The 21,187-nt window shown below is 55.2% G+C and carries 27 protein-coding genes; 11 read left to right on the forward strand and 16 right to left on the reverse strand.

The features are described 5' to 3' along the window. Nucleotides 1-10 precede the first annotated feature (10 nt). Complete coding sequence (locus BM373_RS02915; protein WP_371261077.1) at nucleotides 11-259, forward strand: YceK/YidQ family lipoprotein; 249 nt, start codon at nucleotides 11-13, stop codon at nucleotides 257-259. Here the strand turns inward: BM373_RS02915 and BM373_RS02920 are convergent, their stop codons facing one another. The 3 genes from BM373_RS02920 to BM373_RS02930 all read right to left on the reverse strand — a co-directional run bounded on the left by BM373_RS02920 (nucleotide 260) and on the right by BM373_RS02930 (nucleotide 3,011). Continuing rightward, a complete protein-coding gene (locus BM373_RS02920; protein WP_090459234.1) occupies nucleotides 260-634 on the reverse strand; it encodes a MysB family protein in 375 nt (124 codons plus the stop codon). A gap of 93 nt (nucleotides 635-727) precedes the next feature. Next, the gene (gene mdtG / locus BM373_RS02925) at nucleotides 728-1,948 is read right to left on the reverse strand and encodes a multidrug efflux MFS transporter MdtG (RefSeq protein ID WP_090459236.1); all 1,221 of its coding nucleotides are present in this window, start codon (nucleotides 1,946-1,948) and stop codon (nucleotides 728-730) included. 142 nt (nucleotides 1,949-2,090) lie between these two features. Next, complete coding sequence (locus BM373_RS02930; RefSeq protein WP_090459238.1) at nucleotides 2,091-3,011, reverse strand: Kdo(2)-lipid IV(A) acyltransferase; 921 nt, start codon at nucleotides 3,009-3,011, stop codon at nucleotides 2,091-2,093. 221 nt (nucleotides 3,012-3,232) lie between these two features. On the opposite strand from BM373_RS02930, the gene BM373_RS02935 reads away from it, so the two are divergent. Continuing rightward, nucleotides 3,233-4,282: an oxygen-dependent tRNA uridine(34) hydroxylase TrhO gene (locus BM373_RS02935; protein ID WP_090459240.1), complete on the forward strand. Its 1,050-nt coding sequence runs from the start codon at nucleotides 3,233-3,235 to the stop codon at nucleotides 4,280-4,282. Between the two features lie 40 nt (nucleotides 4,283-4,322). On the opposite strand, the gene BM373_RS02940 is transcribed toward BM373_RS02935, so the two are convergent. The 10 genes from BM373_RS02940 to mdtH form a co-directional block, all read right to left on the reverse strand. Then, nucleotides 4,323-4,898, reverse strand: coding sequence for a YceI family protein (locus tag BM373_RS02940; protein ID WP_090459242.1), 576 nt, complete (start codon nucleotides 4,896-4,898; stop codon nucleotides 4,323-4,325). Nucleotide 4,899: 1 nt separating this feature from the next. Then, entirely contained in the window at nucleotides 4,900-5,466 is a 567-nt protein-coding gene (locus BM373_RS02945; protein ID WP_090459245.1) for a cytochrome b, read from the reverse strand. A gap of 270 nt (nucleotides 5,467-5,736) precedes the next feature. Next, on the reverse strand, nucleotides 5,737-5,853 hold the full coding sequence (locus BM373_RS02950) for a DUF2770 family protein (RefSeq protein WP_090459247.1): 117 nt from the start codon (nucleotides 5,851-5,853) through the stop codon (nucleotides 5,737-5,739). A 57-nt stretch (nucleotides 5,854-5,910) separates the two neighbouring features. Continuing rightward, a complete protein-coding gene (gene solA, locus BM373_RS02955; protein WP_090459249.1) occupies nucleotides 5,911-7,032 on the reverse strand; it encodes an N-methyl-L-tryptophan oxidase in 1,122 nt (373 codons plus the stop codon). A gap of 119 nt (nucleotides 7,033-7,151) precedes the next feature. After that, nucleotides 7,152-7,406 (reverse strand): biofilm formation regulator BssS, encoded by a 255-nt coding sequence (bssS, locus tag BM373_RS02960; protein WP_090459252.1) that lies wholly within the window; start codon nucleotides 7,404-7,406, stop codon nucleotides 7,152-7,154. 266 nt (nucleotides 7,407-7,672) lie between these two features. Next, nucleotides 7,673-7,918 carry a DNA damage-inducible protein I gene (gene dinI, locus BM373_RS02965; protein WP_090459254.1) on the reverse strand — a complete coding sequence of 82 codons (246 nt, stop codon included), beginning with the start codon at nucleotides 7,916-7,918 and terminating at the stop codon, nucleotides 7,673-7,675. A 73-nt stretch (nucleotides 7,919-7,991) separates the two neighbouring features. Continuing rightward, nucleotides 7,992-9,038, reverse strand: a complete 1,047-nt coding sequence (gene pyrC / locus BM373_RS02970) for a dihydroorotase (protein ID WP_090459256.1) — start codon at nucleotides 9,036-9,038, stop codon at nucleotides 7,992-7,994. A 263-nt stretch (nucleotides 9,039-9,301) separates the two neighbouring features. Beyond that, the gene (locus BM373_RS02975) at nucleotides 9,302-9,862 is read right to left on the reverse strand and encodes a lipoprotein (RefSeq protein WP_090459258.1); all 561 of its coding nucleotides are present in this window, start codon (nucleotides 9,860-9,862) and stop codon (nucleotides 9,302-9,304) included. A 123-nt stretch (nucleotides 9,863-9,985) separates the two neighbouring features. After that, entirely contained in the window at nucleotides 9,986-10,633 is a 648-nt protein-coding gene (gene grxB / locus BM373_RS02980; RefSeq protein ID WP_090459261.1) for a glutaredoxin 2, read from the reverse strand. A 65-nt stretch (nucleotides 10,634-10,698) separates the two neighbouring features. After that, the gene (gene mdtH / locus BM373_RS02985) at nucleotides 10,699-11,907 is read right to left on the reverse strand and encodes a multidrug efflux MFS transporter MdtH (protein WP_090459263.1); all 1,209 of its coding nucleotides are present in this window, start codon (nucleotides 11,905-11,907) and stop codon (nucleotides 10,699-10,701) included. Nucleotides 11,908-12,118: 211 nt separating this feature from the next. Between mdtH and rimJ the strand changes: the two genes are divergently transcribed. The 4 genes from rimJ to murJ all read left to right on the forward strand — a co-directional run bounded on the left by rimJ (nucleotide 12,119) and on the right by murJ (nucleotide 15,923). Further along, nucleotides 12,119-12,703, forward strand: coding sequence for a ribosomal protein S5-alanine N-acetyltransferase (rimJ, locus tag BM373_RS02990; protein WP_090459265.1), 585 nt, complete (start codon nucleotides 12,119-12,121; stop codon nucleotides 12,701-12,703). A 9-nt stretch (nucleotides 12,704-12,712) separates the two neighbouring features. After that, nucleotides 12,713-13,354: a YceH family protein gene (locus tag BM373_RS02995; protein ID WP_090459267.1), complete on the forward strand. Its 642-nt coding sequence runs from the start codon at nucleotides 12,713-12,715 to the stop codon at nucleotides 13,352-13,354. Between the two features lies 1 nt (nucleotide 13,355). Next, on the forward strand, nucleotides 13,356-14,279 hold the full coding sequence (locus tag BM373_RS03000) for a Gfo/Idh/MocA family protein (RefSeq protein WP_090459269.1): 924 nt from the start codon (nucleotides 13,356-13,358) through the stop codon (nucleotides 14,277-14,279). Between the two features lie 108 nt (nucleotides 14,280-14,387). Next, nucleotides 14,388-15,923 (forward strand): murein biosynthesis integral membrane protein MurJ, encoded by a 1,536-nt coding sequence (gene murJ / locus BM373_RS03005; RefSeq protein ID WP_090459271.1) that lies wholly within the window; start codon nucleotides 14,388-14,390, stop codon nucleotides 15,921-15,923. Between the two features lie 35 nt (nucleotides 15,924-15,958). Here murJ and flgN read toward each other — a convergent pair whose 3' ends face one another. The 3 genes from flgN to flgA form a co-directional block, all read right to left on the reverse strand. After that, a complete protein-coding gene (gene flgN / locus BM373_RS03010; RefSeq protein ID WP_090459273.1) occupies nucleotides 15,959-16,381 on the reverse strand; it encodes a flagella biosynthesis chaperone FlgN in 423 nt (140 codons plus the stop codon). A 4-nt stretch (nucleotides 16,382-16,385) separates the two neighbouring features. After that, nucleotides 16,386-16,682, reverse strand: coding sequence for a flagellar biosynthesis anti-sigma factor FlgM (flgM, locus tag BM373_RS03015; protein WP_090459275.1), 297 nt, complete (start codon nucleotides 16,680-16,682; stop codon nucleotides 16,386-16,388). A 93-nt stretch (nucleotides 16,683-16,775) separates the two neighbouring features. Beyond that, nucleotides 16,776-17,435, reverse strand: coding sequence for a flagellar basal body P-ring formation chaperone FlgA (gene flgA, locus BM373_RS03020; protein WP_090459279.1), 660 nt, complete (start codon nucleotides 17,433-17,435; stop codon nucleotides 16,776-16,778). 161 nt (nucleotides 17,436-17,596) lie between these two features. Between flgA and flgB the strand changes: the two genes are divergently transcribed. Genes flgB through BM373_RS03045 form a run of 5 tightly spaced genes read left to right on the forward strand, consistent with a single transcriptional unit; the run spans nucleotide 17,597 to nucleotide 21,186 of the window. Next, nucleotides 17,597-18,013 (forward strand): flagellar basal body rod protein FlgB, encoded by a 417-nt coding sequence (gene flgB / locus BM373_RS03025; protein ID WP_090459281.1) that lies wholly within the window; start codon nucleotides 17,597-17,599, stop codon nucleotides 18,011-18,013. Between the two features lie 3 nt (nucleotides 18,014-18,016). Beyond that, nucleotides 18,017-18,421, forward strand: coding sequence for a flagellar basal body rod protein FlgC (flgC, locus tag BM373_RS03030; protein ID WP_090459284.1), 405 nt, complete (start codon nucleotides 18,017-18,019; stop codon nucleotides 18,419-18,421). 11 nt (nucleotides 18,422-18,432) lie between these two features. Then, complete coding sequence (gene flgD / locus BM373_RS03035) at nucleotides 18,433-19,110, forward strand: flagellar hook assembly protein FlgD (RefSeq protein ID WP_090459286.1); 678 nt, start codon at nucleotides 18,433-18,435, stop codon at nucleotides 19,108-19,110. A 25-nt stretch (nucleotides 19,111-19,135) separates the two neighbouring features. After that, nucleotides 19,136-20,410, forward strand: a complete 1,275-nt coding sequence (flgE, locus tag BM373_RS03040) for a flagellar hook protein FlgE (protein ID WP_090459289.1) — start codon at nucleotides 19,136-19,138, stop codon at nucleotides 20,408-20,410. A gap of 20 nt (nucleotides 20,411-20,430) precedes the next feature. After that, nucleotides 20,431-21,186, forward strand: a complete 756-nt coding sequence (locus BM373_RS03045) for a flagellar basal body rod protein FlgF (protein ID WP_090459291.1) — start codon at nucleotides 20,431-20,433, stop codon at nucleotides 21,184-21,186. Nucleotide 21,187: the final 1 nt, after the last annotated feature.

The following is a 21,187-nucleotide window of genomic DNA, read 5'->3' on the forward strand; positions in this document are numbered from 1 at the left end:
AAGCAGTCCGATGATATTAAGAGGGGTGTGCGTGAAAATTATCGCCGTTGCGATTATGGCGCTGTTACTGAGCGGGTGTGGCAGCATTATCAGCCGAACCATGCCGGGGCAGGGGCATGGAAACCAGTATTATCCCGGCGTCCAGTGGGACGTCCGGGATTCAAAGTGGCGCTATATCACCGTTCTCGATCTGCCGTTTTCACTGGTTTTCGATACGCTGTTGCTGCCACTGGATATTCACCATGGGCCGTATGAATAATTAACGCTCATCCCATTCGTCTGCTGCCGCGCGGCCTTCTTCCGTGTCGAGCGGCGGCTCGAGCTGGAATTCGCCTTCATCCCATTCATGCAGCGTATTTTCTTCCAGCCATTCCTGGCGGATTTCAATCTCATCAAAGTCATTGTCAAACACGCTTTGCGCCGCCTGGCCGGTAAGCATCGGCAGGCACTCGCTGTCCTGACCTTCATCGGCAAAAAATTCTGCCTGCCACATGATTTCGCCATCCTGTAGCACGTACTTCTGCACATTAAACTGCTGGATATCGGCGCTTTCTTCATCCAGCGTCGGGTTATTCGCCAGAAATTCCTCACGTGCGGCATCAATGGCTTCTTCAAGCGTGGCGTACATAGTCATTGGTTTCTCCCTGTGGTTTGACGTGGTGTTCAGGGAAAGAATAGTTGAAGATCAGGCTTTGCAAGTATGAATGCGGAAAAATCAGAGAGCGCGTTATTCCATGACCGTCACGCGCCGCGGGCGTCGCAGGCTAAACCAGGAATAAAAAACATTAAACAGCACCACGCAGGCGGTCACGCAAAAGACTGCCCGGAAGCCATAACTTGCTGAGACGGCCGCGCCGATCAGCGGCCCGGTCACATTACCGATATCGCGAAACGACTGGTTATAGCTGAAGATGCGTCCGGCGATCTGATTGGTGGTGTTATAAACCAGCAGCGTTTGCACCGCAGGCAACAGCGCGCCATCCGCCGCGCCAAGCAGGAAGCGTAATATGCCAAGCTGGAAGGGCGTCTGGACGAAAGCCATCGGAATGAGCAGCAGCACAGAGAGCATCAGCGCAGCAATCAGGATCTTCTCCGGCCCGATGCGATCGCCCAGCTTGCCGAGCCGGGGCGCACTTAACAGCGCTGCCACACCGGGCACCGAGGCAATCATGCCGCTGATAAAGGCGATATTAGTGACATCCCCCGCCAGATCGCGCACGTAGAGCGTGAGAATGGGCGCAATAGAGCCGGTGGCGACCTGGATTATCAGCGTGGTGATAAACAGGCTCAGCACCAGTCGCGGGTTTTTGAGTGAACCGATCACCTCGCGGGCGTGCAGCATCTCTTTTCTGGTGACCGTGGTGAAATTTTCACGAATGCAGAATAACGTCAGCAGGAAACAGGCGAACAGCACCGAGGCAGTAATGAAAAACACCGGACGCAGACCGTAGCTGTCAGCCAGCAGTCCCCCTGCCAGCGGACCTAACAGCGCGCCGCTGACGCCGCCCGTTGAAAGCGTACCCAGCGCCCAGCCGCTTTTATTACGCGGCATTTGCGTGGCGATAAGCGCATTGGCATTGGGAATAAACCCGCCCAGCAGCCCAAGGCAGGCGCGCAGGATCAGCAAATGCCAGATATTTTGCGCCAGCCCCATCAGCATCATCACGATCGCCATACCGAGCGCTGAACGCAGCAGCATCAGTTTACGCCCCTTGCGATCGGCAAGGCCGCCCCAGAACGGCGAGGCAATAGCAGAAAACAAGAAGGTAATGCTGAAGACTAAACCAGACCAGAGGTTCAGTGCGCTGTGATCCTGAATACCCAGTTGCTCGATATACAGTGGAAGAAAAGGCATCACCAGGCTGAACGCTGCGCCGGTTAAAAAGCAGCCAATCCAGGCAACAGCAAGATTACGCTTCCAGTTTACGGGGGTCTCTGAGGATGACATAGCCTTCCGGTTTATACGCGTTTGTGACGTGAGCAGGGGAGTAAGAAAAATCGTAAGCCTGCTAATCATACGCCGGGTAGCCAGAAGCGGCAATGCGATAAGCCCGGAAAGCTAAAAAGGCAGGATTGCGCCTGCCGGAGGGTTAATAGCGCGAGGGAACGCCTTCAGGTCGCGTTTTAAAGCGGCGATGCAGCCACATATACTGCTCGGGTGCCATCAGAATGCATTTCTCAACCACTTTATTCATCCACGCGGTGGTGGTTTCGGCATCGTCCAACGGCGGATCGTTTTCGGGATCCAGCATCACCAGTTCATAGCCTTTCCCGTCAGGCTTGCGCCGTGGCACAAAGGGCACCAGGCTTGCTTTGGACATCTTCGCCAGCATCCAGGTACCGGAAGTGGTGGCCGCCTGCTCAACGGCAAACAGCGGGACAAACACGCTGGCACGCGGGCCGTAATCGTGATCCGGCGCGTACCACACTACTTCACCGTTTTTCAGCGCTTTGACCATGCCCTTAAGATCTTTGCGATCCAGCATACTTTTGTTCGAGCGCAGGCGTCCCCATGTCTGGAGCAGGTCGATCACCGGATTATCGTTCGGACGATAAACGCCAATGCCCGGCGTTTGCATGCCGAACATCCGCGCACCCAGTTCCAGCGTTAAAAAGTGCACGCCAATTAACAAAATGCCGCGCTTCTGGCGCTGTAATTCATACACCGGCTCAAAATTGATAATCTCAGACCAGCGGGCCATGCGTTTATCTGACCAGAACCAGGCCATCCCCGTCTCGATCAGGCCCATGCCGACAGATTCAAAATTCTTTACTACCAGCGCATGTCGCTCCCGGGCGCTCATCTCAGGAAAGCAAAGTTCAAGATTACGTGTTGCCACATGCGCACGGCGTTTCATAAAACGCATGGCGAAGCGGCCAAGCCCCATCCCCAGGCGGTAAAGCAGCGGATAGGGCAACTGAACCAGCAGCCATAAAAAGCCAATTCCAGTCCATGTCAGCCAGTAGCGAGGGTGCAGTAATGCTGCCGAAAATTTGGGTAAATGCGTCATGTCATTCCTGTTGTTCAACCACTTATCCTGTGAATTTTCGCATTTTTTTATGCGTAGCCCAAATTAAGTCGGTAAAAGGCGGGCGAATCAGGGGATTGTTGATGAGAAAATCCTGATGTGAGAAATGTAGCAAAAAATGTAAGGATGTAAATTATCAGTATTTGCTATATGATGCCGCCCGTTTTTTCATCGTTCACGCTTCATTGCAGGAAAAGTACACCATGCCAGTGTTACACAACCGCATTTCCAATGAAGAGCTGAAGGCACGCATGCTGGCTGAAGTCGAGCCGCGTACCACAGTCTCGTTCTACAAATATTTCACCATCGTTGATCCGAAAGCGACCCGCGATGCGCTGTACCAGGCGCTGATCGCGCTCAACGTTTTTGGCCGTATCTATCTGGCGCATGAAGGGATTAACGCGCAAATTAGCGTCCCGCAGAGCAAACTGGATGCGCTGCGCGCCTGTCTGGATGGTTTTGATCCGGCGTTGAAAGATCTGCGTCTGAACATCGCGCTTGAAGATGACGGTAAATCCTTCTGGGTGCTGCGCATGAAAGTGCGCGACCGCATCGTGGCCGACGGCATTGAAGATGCGTCATTCGATGCCAGCAACGTCGGTGATTACCTGAAGGCGGCGGAAGTTAACGCCATGCTGGACGATCCCGATGCCGTGTTTATCGATATGCGTAACCACTACGAATATGAAGTGGGCCATTTTGAAAACGCGCTGGAGATCCCGGCGGATACCTTCCGCGAACAGTTGCCGAAAGCCGTTGAGATGATGCAGACGCACAAGGACAAGAAAATTGTCATGTACTGCACCGGTGGCATTCGCTGCGAAAAAGCCAGTGCCTGGATGAAACACAACGGTTTCAGCAAAGTCTGGCATATCGAAGGCGGCATCATTGAGTACGCCCGCCGCGCCCGTGAGCAGGGGTTACCGGTACGCTTCGTTGGTAAAAACTTCGTGTTTGACGAGCGGATGGGTGAGCGAATTTCAGAAGATGTTATTGCCCATTGCCACCAGTGCGGTGCGCCGTGCGATACCCATACCAACTGTCTGAACGATGGCTGTCATCTGCTGTTTATTCAGTGCCCGTCATGTGCAGAGAAGTTTAAAGGCTGCTGTAGCGAGTTGTGTAAAGAAGAGAGCGAGTTGCCGGAGGAAGAGCAGCGCCGTCGTCGTGCCGGGCGTGAAAACGGTAATAAAATCTTTAACAAATCACGCGGTCGCCTGAATACCAAACTGGGCATCCCCGACCCCGAGTGATCATTTCTGCCCGGTCGCATTATGCCACCGGGCAGCAACATTATTTCTGGCGCACGCCTTCCACAGAAATCACCAGCTCCACGTCCTGAGACGCCGGACCGAGATCGGTGGTGATATTAAAATCTTTCAGCGCAATTTTGCCCGCCGCTTCAAAGCCCGCACGCACGCCGCCCCACGGATCGTCACCCTGGCCGATCATTTTGGCTTTCAGCGTCACCGGTTTTGTCACGCCATTCAGCGTCAGGTTGCCGGTTACATCCAGCGCATCGCCGTCCTGCTTCACTGCTGTTGAAACAAACGTCGCCTGCGGGAATTTCGCCACGTTCAGGAAATCCGCGCTGCGCAGGTGCTTATCACGCTCCGCATGGTTAGTATCCACGCTGTTGGTGTTGATGGTGACGTTCACTTTATCCGCGGACGGATTCTTTTCATCAAAAGTAAAGCTACCGTCAAAGTCGTTGAATGTACCGTACAGCCAGCTATAGCCCAGGTGCTGGATGCGGAAGTTCACAAAGGCATGCTGGCCTTCTTTATCGATTTTATAATCTGCGGCGACGGCAGAACCGGTAGTGAACAGCAATGCGCCAAGGGTCAGGCCGAGTAAACTTTTTTTCATGTTACGCTCCAGAGTCAGGTGACGATTTTCCCAGCATGCGCTTCAGGGTGTCGTCTTTATCAATGAAATGGTGTTTGAGGGCCGCAAGCCCGTGTAAAACAGAAAGGATCACCACGCTCCAGGCCAGCCAGAGGTGAAGGTCGCCTGCCAGATCGGCCTGTGCACCGGCGTCGGCAAACGTTGCCGGTACGTCGAATAGGCCAAAGACGCTGATGGGCTTCCCGTCTGCGGTCGAGATGAGATAACCGCTGATGACAATGGCAAACAGCAGAGCGTAAAGCGCGATGTGCCCGGCAATGGCACCGAGTCGGGTTGTGCGGCTCCAGCTTTTCAGCGCAGGCGGCGGCGGGGAGAGATGCCGCCAGACGATGCGTACCACCAGCGCCATCATCAGCAAGACGCCGATGCTTTTGTGCAGTTCAGGGGCCTGGTGATACCAGCCGTCGTAATAACTGAGCGTCACCATCCACAGTCCCAGGGCAAACATCCCATAAACCACGATGGCAACCAGCCAGTGAAGCGTTATTGATACCGCACCGTAGCGGCGAGCAGAATTACTCAGTTGCATACATATAACCGCATTAAATAACAAAGTGGGCTTAACATGGCGCGGCGTAAATAATATTGCAACTGAAAAAGAACCAAAATAAAGACTATTTTATTTTAATCAAATTTATTGATTTAAAATATGATTTCCTGTTCAGTTAATTCGCTTAAAAGAGTCCTGAAAAGGCATGTAGAGGGCTTTGAGTCTCTTTTTTTGTGTGGATTTATCGTTCAAAAAATCTGTTCTAAATTTATTTTTATATAAAGAAGTGTCAGCTTTTGTCAGTGTTATTCATTTGGCGAATACAATATAAATAATATCGATAAGCGCGAGCAGTAACCATAATGCAATATAGAGCATTAAATGCTCACGTATATTATTAACGAGATAATGATAAAGGCGGCGCATCATAACTCCGGGGCGGGATAAAAAAGTCAGGCCCGGAGGGGCCTGACGCGGGATAGATTAGCGGGGATCAAAACGACTCAGCGCAAAGGGGGTTAAATCAAACGCGGGCGGGGTGCCCTGCGCAAATCCGGCGGCGATTTCACCCAGCACCGGGGCAAATTTAAAGCCGTGCCCGCTAAGCCCGGTCACCAGCAGCGTTTGCGGATGGCCTGGCAGCGTACCAATAATAAAATCTTCATCCGGGGAGTTATCGTAGGTACAGGCCGCACCGTGCAGGCAGCCGCCAATGCCCGGCAGGAACTGGCGCAGAAAGGCGAAAGACTCGGAGCCATCGGTACTGACGCTGCCAAACGGCACGCGTTCATCTTCGCTGGCAATCACCTGGCCGCCGTTGTGCTTGCCAATCTTCAGCGCGTTATCGTCCGCCGGGAAGCCATAATATTGATCGCCGTTGGGCATCTCGCCGGTAAACGCCGGGAAATTATTTTTGACGCTGTAGCGACCGTCGGCCTGGAACCAGGCAAAGATTTTACGCACTGGCTGAACGGGCAGAGAGGGGAGCAGGCGATTGACCCAGGTTCCGGCGCTGACCAGCAGTTTCGCGCCATGGTATTCGCCATCGGCGGTTTCGATGGTCACGCCGTCTTCGGTGTGATGAATGGCCGTCACCGGGCAGTTAAACAACTGCGCGCAACCGGCGTCACGGGCAAGCTGAACCCAGGCTTTTATCGCCAGCTCGCTGCGCAGCACCCCGGAATTGGCTTCGAACAGGCCAATGTAATCCTCAGGCACGCGGATCTCAGGCCAGCGGGCCATCAGCGCCTGGGCATCAAGACGCTGCACGTCAAGGTTAAACTCCTGCGCGCTTTGCGCCACGGTTGCCAGAAAGGTTGAATCAGCCGGACCGAGATTAACGACCCCGGTACGTTCAAAAACCGGCTCTCCGCTAAGTTCAGCCAGTTCATCCCACAACGTTTGCGCCCGCAGGACCAGCGGCACGTATTTTTCCCCTTCACCATAAGCGTGGCGAATGAGTCGGGTCTCTCCGTGGTGGCTGCCATGTTGATGGGGGGGCAGCCAGGCATCGGTCATCAGTACGTTAAGCCCGGCTCGGGTGGCGTAGTAGCCTGCAGCGGCTCCAACCGAACCGCTGCCGACAATAATCAGGTCATATTTCATGGCATTCTCCTGGCAAATTCTTTACGCAGGAGAGTAATTAACCTGGCTTTTTTATACAAGCCACAAATAAATAAGGCACCCCTCAGGGTGCCTGTTTAACAGAGATTGCATTAAGATTATTAATGCCTGCGATACTCGTTTTCCTGGTAGTCCCCGGATTCGATTTTGGCAATACCTGCCTCTAAAATCGAAATAAATTGCCGGGCAACGTCAGTGGTGAGCCACAAAGTCTGTCCGACCTCAGTATCGTCACGGTCGGCCTGACTGGGGGTCTGGTAATGCAATCGCAGCATCAGCGCATCGTAGCTGTCTACGGTGCTGATGTCCCATCCTACGAGCGGATGAGTCTGAATAACTTCATTATTTTTTACCATCATAACCCCCTAATGCGTGTGATAAGACAACGACTCTCGAGGTTCTATGCGTATTTTCTGAAGCAGTTTAAGTATATCAATAATTAACGACCGCGCGTTAATTATTATAGTTATCGGCATTTCCACGTTGTTTTTTAGTTTTATCTGAAAAATTAAGCGGCAACGCGGATATATTTTTTGTGAATGCTGAAAGTGCAATGAGAAAAATGATTAAAAAAAAGACAAAAAAGCCGGGGCGACCCGGCAAAAAGCACAACAAAGAAAAATTAGTCAGACGTAAACCAGTCGTCAGCGCTTTCCCAGGTTTCCTGTAAAATTTCACTGACGCGATCTTTGTCTTCTTTTGCCGCACCAAACACGGAAAGGTTATTGGCGCTGGCGTAGCGAACGGAAATCTTATTTTCCGTTTGCGGATAGTCCTGATCAACGCGGCGGGATAATTCACCAGCCAGCGCGTCAATCGCGCCGGGCGGCAAGGGTGTTGTTTTGGCGATAGTCACTTCAATGCGCATAATTGCCCCTGTATTGAATACTGGTTATATATACAGTTAACGCAGACAGTTTTCAACAGGGGGAATCATTTTTTTAGCATTTTACCGTAAAACGTTGGGTTTCACCGGCAAGGAAGGGGACCAGGGTGTCATCGCTCAGGGCAATGCTTTCCGGAACCTGATACTCCTCGCGGATCAGTTCAACAAAGGTGTCGTTGACCGGCAGACCGTAAAAGCGCGGGCCGTTGAGTGAGCAAAAGGCTTCGAAGTGCTCAAGCGCGCCCATCTCTTCAAACACCGTCGCGTAACTTGCCAGCGCCGTCGGCGCGTTAAAACAGCCTGCGCACCCGCAGCTTGCTTCTTTACGATGGCGGGCGTGCGGGGCGGAATCGGTACCGAGGAACACGCGGTCAAAGCCGCTGGCGACCAGTTCACGCAGCGCCTGCTGGTGAATATTACGCTTGAGGATCGGCAGACAGTACAGGTGCGGGCGCACGCCGCCAACCAGCATATGATTGCGGTTAAACATCAGGTGCTGAGGGGTAATAGTGGCGGCCAGAAGTTCGTTACCGTCGCGCACGTATTCGGCTGCGTCTTTAGTGGTGATGTGCTCAAACACCACTTTCAGCGCAGGCAGACGCTGGCGCAGCGGCTCCATTACTGTCTCAATAAAGCGCGCTTCACGATCGAAAATATCGATGTCAGCGTGAGTCACTTCCCCGTGCACCAGCAGCGGCATACCGATTTTCTGCATCCGCTCCAGCACCGGCATAATCGCATCAATACTGGTGACGCCGTGGCTGGAGTTGGTCGTAGCGTTTGCCGGATAAAGTTTTGCCGCCGTAAAGACGTTTTCATTAAAGCCGCGCTCAACTTCGTTGGCATCCAGCGAGTCGGTCAGATAGCAGGTCATCAGCGGGGTAAAATGGTGCCCGGCAGGGACCGCATCCAGAATGCGCTGGCGGTAAGCGACAGCCGCCTCAACGGTGGTAATGGGGGGGACCAGGTTCGGCATAACGATCGCGCGGCCATAGGTTTCACTGGTGTAAGGCACGACGGTATTCAGCATGTCGCCATCGCGAAGATGAAGGTGCCAGTCGTCGGGGCGGCGAATTTTCAAAACCTGGGGAAGTACTGTCATGGAAGGCTCCGGCTTGCGTAAGGATCAGTCAGGGTGGCTGCTTTATGCCGGGCACTAAGAATAGGCGTATACCCGTCATACTTCAAGTTGCATGTGCGTTGGCTGCCTTCGCTCACCCCGGTCACTTACTTATGTAAGCTCCCGGGAATTTACTCAGTTGCCGCCTGCCTGCAACTCGAATTATTTAGGGTATAAACGTTTTCGTTTGCATCCTTTTTCACAAACGCGCGCCACAAAAAAGGGCGCTTAGCGCGCCCTCAGGGTTAATTCGTAAAGGGGATGACGATCTCGCCGGGCTTAATCTCCAGCCTTTTGGCGTATTTTTTCGCCAGCGCTTCGCCTTTACTGCTGTCTTCGCTCAGCACGTAAGCGGGCTTCTCATTAAAATAATTGCGCAGGGACTGGTTGAGATAGGGCATCAGCGTTTGTAAAAAGCTCTGCATCTTCTGCGGAGTAACGACGGCGTCAACGACTTCCATTTCCTGAAGATAGATCGCTCCCTGGTCTTTATTAAACACCGGCAGGGCTTTCAGCTTGAGTTTGATGGTGGCTTTCTGGCTGCCAAACAGCGAATTCATATCCAGATTCGCATCGCCGGTCAGGGTGACTTTATTCGGCTCTTCACGACCAATCTCACTCGCCAGATTGCGCAGCACGATATGGGCGTCAGCCACGCCGGGCAGGCCAATATCACGGGAGAAATCGTTGCGCTTGTGCAGGGCCTGGTTGATTTCCTGTTCGCTCACGGTGTACTGGGTTAACGGATTACATCCCACCAGCAGGCCGCTCACCAGAAGGGTGGCAGCCACAAATAAACTCTTCATCAACATCCTCAATATGGCGATCTTTTCTCAATCGTGACACAAAGCAGCATCCCGCACCAGTCAGGGGCGTACCAGCAGAAAAGGCTTAAAAATGGGCGGCAGCCAGTGCCGCCGCCAGGTGGGTTAAATTGCCATACGCGAGAGCAGATTGATTTGCGTCTGTTTTGCCATATTGTCGCGATAATCCGCCACACGTGTCGGCCAGGTAATACCGGCCACCAGCGTCAGATTACGCAAGAGTGGGAAGAGATGAATGTCGTCGTCTGAGAGTTCACCGTTCACGGCATTCGGCTGCACAATGAGCTTATCCAGTGCGCGTAAATCATCGCTGATGTTTTTGATAAGCCCCGGCGAGTGCGCGAGGTGCTCCTCAAAATTGCCCAGTGCGGCCTCTTTTTTTGCCACAAAGTAAGCCCGGGCTTCCGGGGTGGCAAACTCATCAAAGGACGATTTGGCAAAGCGGGGGATCAGCAGGCGGTTTGCGTAGCCATTCACCTTTCGCAGCCACTCCTCAATGGCCGGTTTTTGCGCGCCAGTGAGCAGCGGTTTGCCGTCGAGCTGGTCGACGTAATGGACAATATCCATACTCTCCGGCAGATAGCGGCTGTCATCTTTTTGCAGAATGGGGGCCATTTTCTGGCCAATCATGCGAGTGGGTGTTGCCTCATCATCGTTCAGCAACACGTTCAGCTCGACGGGGAGATTCTTCAGCCCGAAAATCATGCGGGCTTTAACACAGTACGGGCAGTGATCGTAAATATAGAGCTTCACGTTTCTCCTCCAGGTAATTGCCATCCGTAGCAATAAGTATGGAAAACAAAGCGGCCCCTGGCAAATTATGCGCCCGGCTCCAGTATTTCCGGGGCGTGACGTTTGTGACTGAACTGCCACCACAGGGCGAAGAAGGTGATCACGCCGATTGCTGCCAGCATCATCCAGGGCAGTTCCGGTTGCGCGGACGCTTTGCCCGCATCGAACAGCCAGCCGCCGCCCGCGTAACCGAGCGCGCCACCAAACGCCAGACCTAAACGGCTAAAGCCCATATAGCTGCCGCGCGCCCGCGCATCGGCAAGCTCCGCGCCTAACGTTTCACGGGCGGGTTCAGCAATAATCGAGCCGATATAGAAGGTGCAAATCAGCACGAAAAGCTGTTGCAGGGAGTGAACCATCCCAATCGGCAGCAGGCTGAAGGACATAAACAGCAGCCCGGCCATCAGGCGGTGCTCCAGGCGAAAACGTTTTTCGCTCCAGCGCGCAATCGGATAAAGCAGAGTTAACGACAAGCTGGCTTCAATGGCGTACATCCATTTCACGGCGGCGGGCGATCCGGCGATATCGTTGACCATGATCGGCAGCATCAGCATCACCTGCACCGCCAGCATGTAATAGCCAGTGAGCGTCAGCACGTAGGTGACAAAGCGCTTGTCACGCAGCACGCGGGTCAGCCCTTCACGTACCGGGGCTTTCACCGTCGACAGTTTCCAGTCCGGCAGGAACCATGCGTTAAACAGCGCACAAAGGATGAACAGCACCGCGCCGGTCGCACACACCAGGCGGAAGTCATATTGCAGCAGCCAACTGCCGAGCAGCGCACCCACCACCGCTCCGGCGCTGTCCTGCATCATCAGCAGCGAGAAAAAGCGTCCGCGCTGATGGGGACGCACCAGCTTAACCACCAGCGCCGAGCGGGGCGGATCGAACAGCGTGCCGCCAAGCCCGGATAAAATACAGGAACTCCACAAAAGCCACGGCTCATGGGCCACGGCCATCGTCGCAAAGCCTGCGGCGCGCAGCAACATCCCGGTCACGATCATCGGTTTTGCGCCAAAGCGGTCCGCCAGCGCGCCGCCGAAAATCCCCAGTCCTTGCTGGACAAACTGACGCAGCCCAAGCGCAATGCCGACCATTAACGCGGCCCAGCCGAGTTGATCGACAAAACGAATAGAAATCAGCGGGAAAACGACAAAAAAGCCCAGAACGACCAGCATATTATCGACGAGCAGGAAATATTTACCCAGGCTCCGGGCCTGCGATACGCGGGACATTTCCCCTCCAGGGAAAAATAAGAGTGCCCCGCTATTTTGCGGTGGTACAGGACGTTTGCCCACCCGTTCGGGTGACAATATTTTTTTATCAAACCATCACTTTGATTGAGGCGCTTCATCGAAAAGAGTTTCTGGCGCAGAAAATGGCGGCTTGCCGTTGTATAGTAAAACGAAAGGGGCAATAAGATGTGAGCGGAAGGAGTGGGGATGAATGTTTGGTTATCGCAATAACGTGCCGAAAGCACGCTTGACAACAGACAGGCTGGTGGTGCGTTTGGTGCACGAGCGGGATGCGTGGCGACTGGCGGATTATTACGCCGAAAACCGCCAGTTTCTGAAGCCCTGGGAGCCGGTGCGCGATGACAGCCACTGCTACCCGTCCGGCTGGCAGGCGCGTCTTGGCATGATCAACGAGTTCCACAAACAGGGGACCGCATTCTATTTTGCGCTGCTCGATCCTGAGGAAAAAGAGATCATTGGCGTGGCAAACTTTTCTAATGTGGTGCGCGGATCGTTTCACGCCTGCTATCTGGGTTATTCCATCGGGCAAAAATGGCAGGGGCAGGGGCTGATGTTTGAAGCACTCAGCAGCGCCATTCGCTATATGCAGCGCACGCAACATATTCATCGCATTATGGCGAACTATATGCCGCACAATAAACGCAGCGGCGATTTGCTGGCACGTCTCGGTTTTGAGAAAGAGGGGTACGCCAAATCGTACCTGCTAATTGATGGCCAGTGGCGCGACCACGTACTGACTGCACTGACTACGCAGGATTGGACGCCAGGTAGATAAGGAAAAAAAATGAAATATCAGTTAACGCCGTCCGAAGCCAGGGTGATTGGCTGCCTGCTGGAGAAGCAGGTCACCACGCCGGAACAATATCCGCTTTCCCTCAATGGCGTTGCCATGGCCTGCAACCAGAAAAGTAACCGCGAACCGGTGATGAACCTGAGCGAGGGCGAGGTGCAGGATCTCCTCGACGCGCTGGTAAAACGTCATTTTCTGCGCACCCAGAGCGGGTTTGGCAACCGGGTCGCAAAATATGAACAGCGCTTTTGTAATTCCGAATTTGGCAGCCTGAAGTTTAACCCGGCGGAAGTGGCAGTGGTGACCACGCTGCTGCTGCGCGGCCCGCAAACGCCGGGCGAATTACGCACCCGCGCCTCACGAATGCATGACTTCGCTGATATGAGCGAAGTGGAAAATACCCTGACGCAACTTGCCAGCCGGGAAGACGGGCCGTTTGTGATGCGCCTTCCGCGTGAGCCGGGCAAGCGCGAAAGCCGCTATATGCACCTGTTTTCCGGCGAGGTGCAGACACCCGCCGCAGAAGACGAGCCGGCGACCGGGGGCGATCTCGCCCTGCGCGTTGAGGCGCTGGAAGGGGAAGTGGCTGAACTGAAACAGCGTCTGGATTCACTGCTGGCACATCTGGGAGATTAACGTGACAAAATTACGCATTGGAGTGGTCGGTCTGGGCGGCATCGCGCAAAAAGCCTGGCTGCCGGTTTTAGGTGCGGCGACCGACTGGACGCTTCAGGCGGCCTGGTCGCCGACGCGGGAAAAGGCGCTGCCGGTCTGCGAACGCTGGCGGATGCCTTACGCAGCCTCCCTGCCAGCGCTGGCGGAACAGTGTGACGCGGTCTTTGTGCACACCTCCACCGCCTCGCACTATGCGGTGGTGAGCGAGTTACTTAACGCCGGGGTACACGTCTGCGTGGACAAACCGCTGGCGGAAAATCTGCCCGATGCGGAGCGGCTGGTGGAACTGGCGGCGCGGAAAAAGCTGACTCTGATGGTCGGTTTCAACCGTCGCTTTGCACCGCTGTACCGCGATCTGAAAACGCAACTCACGGGCGGAGCCTCGCTGCGCATGGATAAGCACCGCACCGACAGCGTCGGGCCGCACGATTTACGCTTTACCCTGCTCGATGACTACCTGCACGTCGTGGACACCGCGCTGTGGCTGGCGGGCGGCAGCGCCCAGTTGCAAAGCGGCACGCTGCAAACCAACGACGACGGCCAGATGCTCTACGCCGAGCACCATTTCAGCCATGAGCATCTTTCTGTTACCACCAGCATGCACCGCCGCGCCGGAAGTCAGCGTGAAGCGATCCAGGCGGTGACGGACGGGGCGCTGATTGACGTCACCGACATGCGTGAATGGCGCGAGGAGCGCGGGCAGGGCGTCGTAACCCGTCCGGTACCGGGCTGGCAGAGCACCCTTGAGCAGCGCGGATTTGTTGGCTGCGCGCACCATTTCATTGAATGCGTGCAAAATCAGACGGTTCCTGAAACCGCGGGCGAGCAGGCGATCCTCGCGCAGCGGGTGATTGACCGGCTGTGGCGGCAGGCGATGAGTGAATAATCGCGTAACATCTCGCGGTAGTATTTCCCTTTAATCCCGGTAGACTAACGCTTCTTCCAACGCCTGCTTTGCAGGCGTTTTGCCGTCAGGTTTTGGACTCACAGAGTAATGAACTTATTAAAATCGCTGGCAGCCGTCAGCTCAATGACCATGTTTTCCCGCGTGCTGGGATTTGCACGCGATGCCATTGTGGCGCGGGTATTCGGAGCCGGGGTGGCAACCGACGCCTTTTTCGTGGCGTTCAAATTGCCCAACCTGCTGCGCCGGATTTTTGCGGAAGGGGCCTTCTCGCAGGCGTTTGTGCCGATTCTGGCGGAGTACAAAAGCAAGCAGGGCGAGGATGCGACGCGGGTGTTTGTCTCCTATGTCTCCGGCCTGTTGACCCTGGTACTGGCGATTGTCACCGTGGTCGGGATGCTCGCCGCCCCCTGGGTGATCATGGTGACGGCACCCGGTTTTGCCGATACGGCGGATAAATTCGCGCTCACCTCCCGGCTTTTGCAGATCACTTTCCCTTATATCCTGCTGATTTCGCTGGCTTCGCTGGCAGGCGCAATCCTCAATACCTGGAACCGCTTCTCCGTTCCGGCGTTTGCGCCGACGTTTTTAAACGTCAGCATGATCGGTTTTGCGCTGTTTGCTGCGCCATACTTTAACCCGCCGGTGGTGGCGCTCGCCTGGGCGGTTACGGTCGGCGGCGTGCTGCAACTGGCGTATCAACTGCCGCACCTGAAAAAAATCGGCATGCTGGTCTTGCCGCGCATTAACCTGCGTGACGCCGGGGCGATGCGCGTGGTGAAGCACATGGGCCCGGCGATCCTCGGCGTTTCGGTCAGCCAGATTTCGCTGATCATCAACACCATTTTTGCCTCGTTTCTGGTGTCCGGTTCGGTATCGTGGATGTATTTCGCCGACCGTCTGATGGAACTGCCATCCGGCGTGCTGGGTGCGGCACTGGGGACAATCCTGCTACCGTCGCTGTCAAAAAGCGTGGCCAACGGCAATCAGGATGAGTTTTGCCGCCTGATGGACTGGGGGCTGCGCCTCTGTTTCCTGCTGGCGCTGCCGTGCGCGGTGGCACTGGGTATTCTCGCCAAACCGCTGACCGTGTCGCTGTTCCAGTACGGGAAATTTACCGCCTTTGATGCCCTGATGACGCAGCGGGCGCTGGTGGCCTACTCGGTCGGTCTGATGGGGCTGATTGCGGTGAAAGTGCTGGCTCCCGGATTCTATTCGCGCCAGGACATCAAAACCCCGGTCAAAATTGCCATGGTGACGATCGTGATGACGCAGTTAATGAACCTGGCGTTTATTGGCCCGCTGAAACATGCCGGGCTGGCGCTGTCGATTGGCCTTGCGGCGTGCCTGAACGCCGGGCTGCTTTACTGGCAGTTACGCAAGCAAAAAATCTTCACTCCACAGCCGGGCTGGGGACGTTTTCTGGTACGTCTGGTGATTGCGGTACTGGTCATGGCAGCGGCGCTCGTGGGCATCCTGATGGTCATGCCTGAATGGTCGCAGGGCACGATGTTCTTCCGCTTGCTGCGTCTGATGGCGGTAGTGGTGGTGGGTGTGGTGGCTTACTTTGCCACGCTGGCGGTGCTGGGCTTTAAAGTAAAAGAGTTTGCGCGCCGGACGGCATAAAAAACGGAGGGAGTCTGGATCAAGACTCCCTTTTTTTAAATCGAGATTTTCTTGCCGCCGCGACTGGTCGGGGACGTCTGCCCGTTTGCGCCGTACAGGGAAGGTTCCTGATGCGGTTTCAATACTTCCAGCGCCTGTTTATTGCGATCAATCTGCCCTTCGAGCAGCCAGCCATTATGCTGATTCATATCGCGCAGGTGCTGCGTTTTATCGGTAATCGTCTGCCAGCGATCGGCGATATCGTCGTTTGCACTTCGATTCGCGTTCTGTTCAACGCGGCGCTGCTGTTCAAGATAGTCCAGCGACGCGAGCAACGAGCTTTTCTCTTCTGTAATGCGCTGCAGGGCACTGCCATTAAGCCGGCCTGCGGAAAGTTGCTGTTGCTCAGCATCCATCACGTCTTTCAGATCGCTCAGGATAACTGTCATCTGATCCAGTATTTCTGACAGTCGACTCATAGGGTTATTTACTCTGCAAGTAACTCTGTGCTTCCTGAATCAGGGCATCGGCAATTTTACCGGTATCCATTTTCAGTTCGCCATTGCGAATAGCTTCTTTCAGCGCTTCAACGCGCTCGACATTAATATCGCTGTTGCCCGGCTGGATCAGCTTTGCCTGAGCGCCACTGATAGTGACGTTAGTGCTGTTCGCGGTCGGGGCTTTTTCCAGGCGCGTTTTCTGCGTCTGGACATCATTATTAGATTCGCGCGGTTGAACGGTGCTTACCGGTTTCAGGGGCGAAGTGCGATCAATGCTCATAGTGTTGTCCTCATCGAGGTTTTGCGTCGCCAGGGACGGCCATCATCATATGTTGATTATTTATCGGCAGAGGCCGGGAATTCTTTAAAAAGATTATAGATTAATAAGAATATTCCCATCAGGTGCGACGGTGCCACTGACAATCTGACCTGATGCCATGCGTACACGGGCGCGTTGCGCCACGGATGCATTGTTCATCGCCTGACCTTCGCCATTCACACTAAAGCCATCGCCACTGGCAATAACCTGCACTTTTTGACCCGCTTTAACGCGCCATGCCTGACGCAGCATTGATAACTGAATCGCCTGGCCTGGCACCAGATCGCGCAAGCTTACCGCATCCTGTGCCTGATTAATATCCAGCATAGTCCGCGGTGGTAACTGATCAAGGCGACCCCGTTTTAACGTCACGCTCTCCGGCTGCAACTGACTGCCCCGCGCAACCGGCTGTGCTGCGACCACATAATTCCCGGTGGCCTGCACCATTACCTGCACATAGCGCTTTTCATTGGCGCACTGCGCCAGCACGTTCAGGTTGCCCCAGAGCCTGGCATTCCCCGCCACGCTTAACGCGGGCTGTTCGCAGGCCGGCAGCAGATTTTGCGCCGAGCGGATCTGCACCACCACTTCGTCACTGAAGCCTGCCAGACGGTTGGCAAAGAACGCCGTCAGTTGGGCATTCAGGTCTGACGCCAGTGCCTGCGTACTTAATAACAGTAAGATTGCGGCAAAACCGCCTTTCAACGTGTTCATCGCAGAGTCCTGCCTGTTTAAAGGAATGACAGGATTCTACCTGCACAACAAATCTATCAACGCAATAAATAGCGACGCATTTTGCGCTTATTCAGACGATGACGCATGGACAAGGCGATTTAAGCTGTCACCTGTAAAATTTGTCATCAGCGGGGGGAGACATGCTCGATAAACTCGATGCCGCGCTACGTTTTCAGCAAGAAGCTTTGAACCTGCGCGCGCAGCGTCAGGAGGTTCTGGCGGCCAACATCGCCAACGCCGATACCCCGGGGTATCAGGCGCGCGATATGGATTTTAGCAGTGAACTTAAAAAGGTCATGGAACGCGGTCGTGCTGAAACCAGCGGTGTATCGCTGGCGCTCACCTCTACCCGCCATATTCCGGCACAGGCGATGACCGCGCCATCAACCGATTTGCTGTATCGCATTCCTGACCAGCCTTCGATGGACGGTAACACCGTCGATATGGATCGCGAGCGTACGCAATTTGCCGACAACAGCCTGAAATACCAGACCGGCCTTACCGTTCTCGGCGGTCAGATTAAAGGCATGCTGACCGTGCTCCAGGGGGGCAACTAACCGATGGCCTTACTCAATATTTTTGACATCGCAGGCTCTGCGCTGACCGCACAGTCCAAGCGTCTGAACGTCGCCGCCAGTAACCTGGCGAACGCCGACAGCGTGACCGGGCCGGACGGTCAGCCTTACCGCGCCAAACAGGTGGTGTTCCAGGTTGACGCAGCGCCGGGCGCAGCCACCGGCGGCGTGAAAGTGTCCGACGTGGTTGAGAGCCAGGCACCCGACAGACTGGTGTATGAGCCAGGCAACCCGCTGGCCGACGCCAAAGGCTACGTGAAAATGCCTAACGTCGATGTCGTGGGGGAGATGGTGAACTCCATGTCCGCCTCGCGCAGCTACCAGGCCAACGTCGAAGTGCTTAACACCGTTAAAAGCATGATGCTTAAAACGCTTACTCTCGGCCAGTAAAGGAACGCCATATGTCTATCGCCGTTAACGTTAATGACACCACCAGCGCCGCAAGGACGTCCGCGACCAGCGGCAATCCGCTGGCCGGCAGCAGTGCGAACGATCTGCAGGGCAGCTTTCTGACGCTGCTCGTCGCGCAACTGAAAAACCAGGACCCGACCAACCCGATGCAAAACAACGAACTGACCACGCAGCTTGCGCAGATCAGTACGGTGAGCGGCATCGAGAAGCTGAACACCACGCTCGGCTCTATTTCGGGTCAGATTGATAACAGCCAGTCATTGCAGGCCAGTTCACTGATTGGTCACGGTGTGATGATCCCCGGCACGACCGTGCTGTCGGGTAAAGAAACCACCACGCCGTTTGGCGTTGAGCTGCAACAGGCGGCGGATAAAGTTACTGCCACCATCACCGATAAAACCGGTGCGGTGGTTCGTACCATTGATATTGGCGAGCTGAAAGCGGGCGTTCATACCTTTAGCTGGGATGGCACTCTGGCCGACGGCACGTCTGCACCGGATGGTTCTTATAACGTCGCGATCAGCGCCAGCAGCGGTACCACGCAACTGGTGGCCCAGCCGCTTCAGTTCGCGCTGGTTCAGGGCGTTACCCGTGGCAGCAGCGGTAACTTGTTAGATTTGGGTACGTACGGTACCACCACACTCGACGAAGTACGGCAGATTATCTAAGCCGAAACCTTATCAGGAGTAAGTCATGGCCTTTTCACAAGCGGTCAGCGGCCTGAATGCTGCGGCCACCAACCTCGATGTCATTGGTAACAACATTGCCAACTCCGCCACCTATGGCTTTAAATCCGGTACCGCTTCGTTTGCGGATATGTTTGCCGGTTCTAAAGTGGGTCTGGGCGTTAAAGTAGCGGGCATCACACAGGACTTCACCGACGGTACCACCACCAACACCGGTCGTGGTCTGGACGTGGCGATCAGCCAGAACGGTTTCTTCCGTATGGTGGATGCCAACGGTTCCGTGTTCTACAGCCGTAACGGTCAGTTCAAACTGGATTCCGACCGTAACATCGTCAACATGCAGGGTCTGCAACTGACCGGTTATCCGGCTACCGGTACGCCGCCGACCATCCAGCAGGGTGCGAACCCGACCGCCATCTCCGTGCCTAACACGCTGATGTCGGCGAAGACCACCACTACTGCGGCGATGCAGATCAACCTGAACTCCTCAGATGCGCTGCCGAAAATTGCCACCTTTGATGCGACCAATGCCGACAGCTACAACAAAAAAGGCTCTGTGACCGTTTATGACTCACAGGGTAACGCCCATGACATGAACGTTTATTATGTCAAAACTGCCAACAACAAATGGGATGTCTGGACTCAGGACGCCAGCGTAGCGGGCTCGACTGCGGCTAAATCTGCCCAGATGAGCTTTGATAACAACGGCAATCTGGATGAGGTGAGCAACTATACCCTCAACACCACGACGACCCCGGCAACATGGGATCTGGCCACTACTCCGAACACCCAGCCGCAGATCAACATCACCACCGGCGCCCTGAACGGTGCAGTACCGGCGAACTTCTCGCTGAGCTTCCTGAACTCCATGCAGCAGAACACCGGTTCCAACAACATCGTGGCGACCAGCCAGAACGGTTACAAGCCGGGCGACCTGGTGAGCTATCAGATCAATGACGATGGCACCGTGGTAGGTAACTACTCCAACGAACAAACCCAGCTTCTGGGCCAGATCGTGCTGGCAAACTTTGCCAACAACGAAGGTCTGCAATCCGAAGGGGATAACGTCTGGTCTGCATCTGGCGCCTCCGGCGTGGCGCTGCTGGGCACCGCGGGCAACGGTAACTTCGGTACCCTGACCAACGGCGCACTGGAAGCTTCCAACGTGGATCTGAGTAAAGAACTGGTGAACATGATCGTCGCGCAGCGTAACTATCAGTCGAACGCGCAGACCATCAAAACCCAGGATCAGATCCTCAACACGCTGGTTAACCTGCGCTAAGCGCCTGACGGGAAGGCTTCATGGATCACGCAATATATACCGCGATGGGTGCAGCGAGTCAGACGCTCAATCAGCAGTCTGTTACCGCCAGCAACCTCGCGAACGCCTCAACGCCGGGCTTCCGCGCCCAGCTCAACGCGCTGCGCGCCGTGCCGGTCCAGGGACTGTCGCTGCCGACGCGTACGCTGGTCACCGCGTCCACGCCGGGTGCCGACATGACCCAGGGGCAGATGGACTATACGTCGCGTCCGCTCGATGTAGCCCTGCAGCAGGACGGCTGGCTGGCAGTACAAACGCCGGATGGCACCGAAGGGTATACCCGCAACGGTAATATCCAGGTTAACCCGGCGGGGCAATTGACGATCCAGGGCAATCCGGTCATGGGCGACGGCGGGCCGATCGCAGTGCCGGAAGGCTCTGAAATCACCATCGCCGCCGACGGTACCGTCTCTGCACTGACGCCGGGGGACCCGCCGAATACGGTATCCCCGATCGGCAAACTGAAGCTGGTCAAAGCCAGCGGCAGTGAAGTAGTGCGCGGCGATGACGGCATGTTCCGTCCGAGCCCGGCGGCTCAGGCGGCACGTGGCGCAACCCTGCAGGCCGATCCCTCCATCCGCGTGATGTCCGGGGTGCTGGAAGGCAGTAACGTTAAGCCGGTTGAAGCGATGACCGATATGATCGCCAGCGCGCGTCGTTTTGAGATGCAGATGAAGGTGATCAGCAGCGTTGACGAAAATGAGCAGCGTGCTAACTCACTGCTGTCAATGAGCTAAT

The organism is Enterobacter sp. kpr-6, from assembly GCF_900116015.1.
Lineage (GTDB): Bacteria > Pseudomonadota > Gammaproteobacteria > Enterobacterales > Enterobacteriaceae > Enterobacter_D.

Excerpts from the sequence above, each read along its gene's own strand:
- BM373_RS02915 (WP_371261077.1), top strand. The coding sequence starts at position 11 with ATGATATTAAGAGGGGTGTGCGTGAAAATTATCGCCGTTGCGATTATG.
- BM373_RS02920 (WP_090459234.1), bottom strand. The coding sequence starts at position 634 with ATGACTATGTACGCCACGCTTGAAGAAGCCATTGATGCCGCACGTGAG.
- mdtG (WP_090459236.1), bottom strand. The coding sequence starts at position 1,948 with ATGTCATCCTCAGAGACCCCCGTAAACTGGAAGCGTAATCTTGCTGTT.
- BM373_RS02930 (WP_090459238.1), bottom strand. The coding sequence starts at position 3,011 with ATGACGCATTTACCCAAATTTTCGGCAGCATTACTGCACCCTCGCTAC.
- BM373_RS02935 (WP_090459240.1), top strand. The coding sequence starts at position 3,233 with ATGCCAGTGTTACACAACCGCATTTCCAATGAAGAGCTGAAGGCACGC.
- BM373_RS02940 (WP_090459242.1), bottom strand. The coding sequence starts at position 4,898 with ATGAAAAAAAGTTTACTCGGCCTGACCCTTGGCGCATTGCTGTTCACT.
- BM373_RS02945 (WP_090459245.1), bottom strand. The coding sequence starts at position 5,466 with ATGCAACTGAGTAATTCTGCTCGCCGCTACGGTGCGGTATCAATAACG.
- BM373_RS02950 (WP_090459247.1), bottom strand. The coding sequence starts at position 5,853 with ATGCGCCGCCTTTATCATTATCTCGTTAATAATATACGTGAGCATTTA.
- solA (WP_090459249.1), bottom strand. The coding sequence starts at position 7,032 with ATGAAATATGACCTGATTATTGTCGGCAGCGGTTCGGTTGGAGCCGCT.
- bssS (WP_090459252.1), bottom strand. The coding sequence starts at position 7,406 with ATGGTAAAAAATAATGAAGTTATTCAGACTCATCCGCTCGTAGGATGG.
- dinI (WP_090459254.1), bottom strand. The coding sequence starts at position 7,918 with ATGCGCATTGAAGTGACTATCGCCAAAACAACACCCTTGCCGCCCGGC.
- pyrC (WP_090459256.1), bottom strand. The coding sequence starts at position 9,038 with ATGACAGTACTTCCCCAGGTTTTGAAAATTCGCCGCCCCGACGACTGG.
- BM373_RS02975 (WP_090459258.1), bottom strand. The coding sequence starts at position 9,862 with ATGAAGAGTTTATTTGTGGCTGCCACCCTTCTGGTGAGCGGCCTGCTG.
- mdtH (WP_090459263.1), bottom strand. The coding sequence starts at position 11,907 with ATGTCCCGCGTATCGCAGGCCCGGAGCCTGGGTAAATATTTCCTGCTC.
- rimJ (WP_090459265.1), top strand. The coding sequence starts at position 12,119 with ATGTTTGGTTATCGCAATAACGTGCCGAAAGCACGCTTGACAACAGAC.
- BM373_RS02995 (WP_090459267.1), top strand. The coding sequence starts at position 12,713 with ATGAAATATCAGTTAACGCCGTCCGAAGCCAGGGTGATTGGCTGCCTG.
- murJ (WP_090459271.1), top strand. The coding sequence starts at position 14,388 with ATGAACTTATTAAAATCGCTGGCAGCCGTCAGCTCAATGACCATGTTT.
- flgN (WP_090459273.1), bottom strand. The coding sequence starts at position 16,381 with ATGAGTCGACTGTCAGAAATACTGGATCAGATGACAGTTATCCTGAGC.
- flgM (WP_090459275.1), bottom strand. The coding sequence starts at position 16,682 with ATGAGCATTGATCGCACTTCGCCCCTGAAACCGGTAAGCACCGTTCAA.
- flgA (WP_090459279.1), bottom strand. The coding sequence starts at position 17,435 with ATGAACACGTTGAAAGGCGGTTTTGCCGCAATCTTACTGTTATTAAGT.
- flgB (WP_090459281.1), top strand. The coding sequence starts at position 17,597 with ATGCTCGATAAACTCGATGCCGCGCTACGTTTTCAGCAAGAAGCTTTG.
- flgC (WP_090459284.1), top strand. The coding sequence starts at position 18,017 with ATGGCCTTACTCAATATTTTTGACATCGCAGGCTCTGCGCTGACCGCA.
- flgD (WP_090459286.1), top strand. The coding sequence starts at position 18,433 with ATGTCTATCGCCGTTAACGTTAATGACACCACCAGCGCCGCAAGGACG.
- flgE (WP_090459289.1), top strand. The coding sequence starts at position 19,136 with ATGGCCTTTTCACAAGCGGTCAGCGGCCTGAATGCTGCGGCCACCAAC.
- BM373_RS03045 (WP_090459291.1), top strand. The coding sequence starts at position 20,431 with ATGGATCACGCAATATATACCGCGATGGGTGCAGCGAGTCAGACGCTC.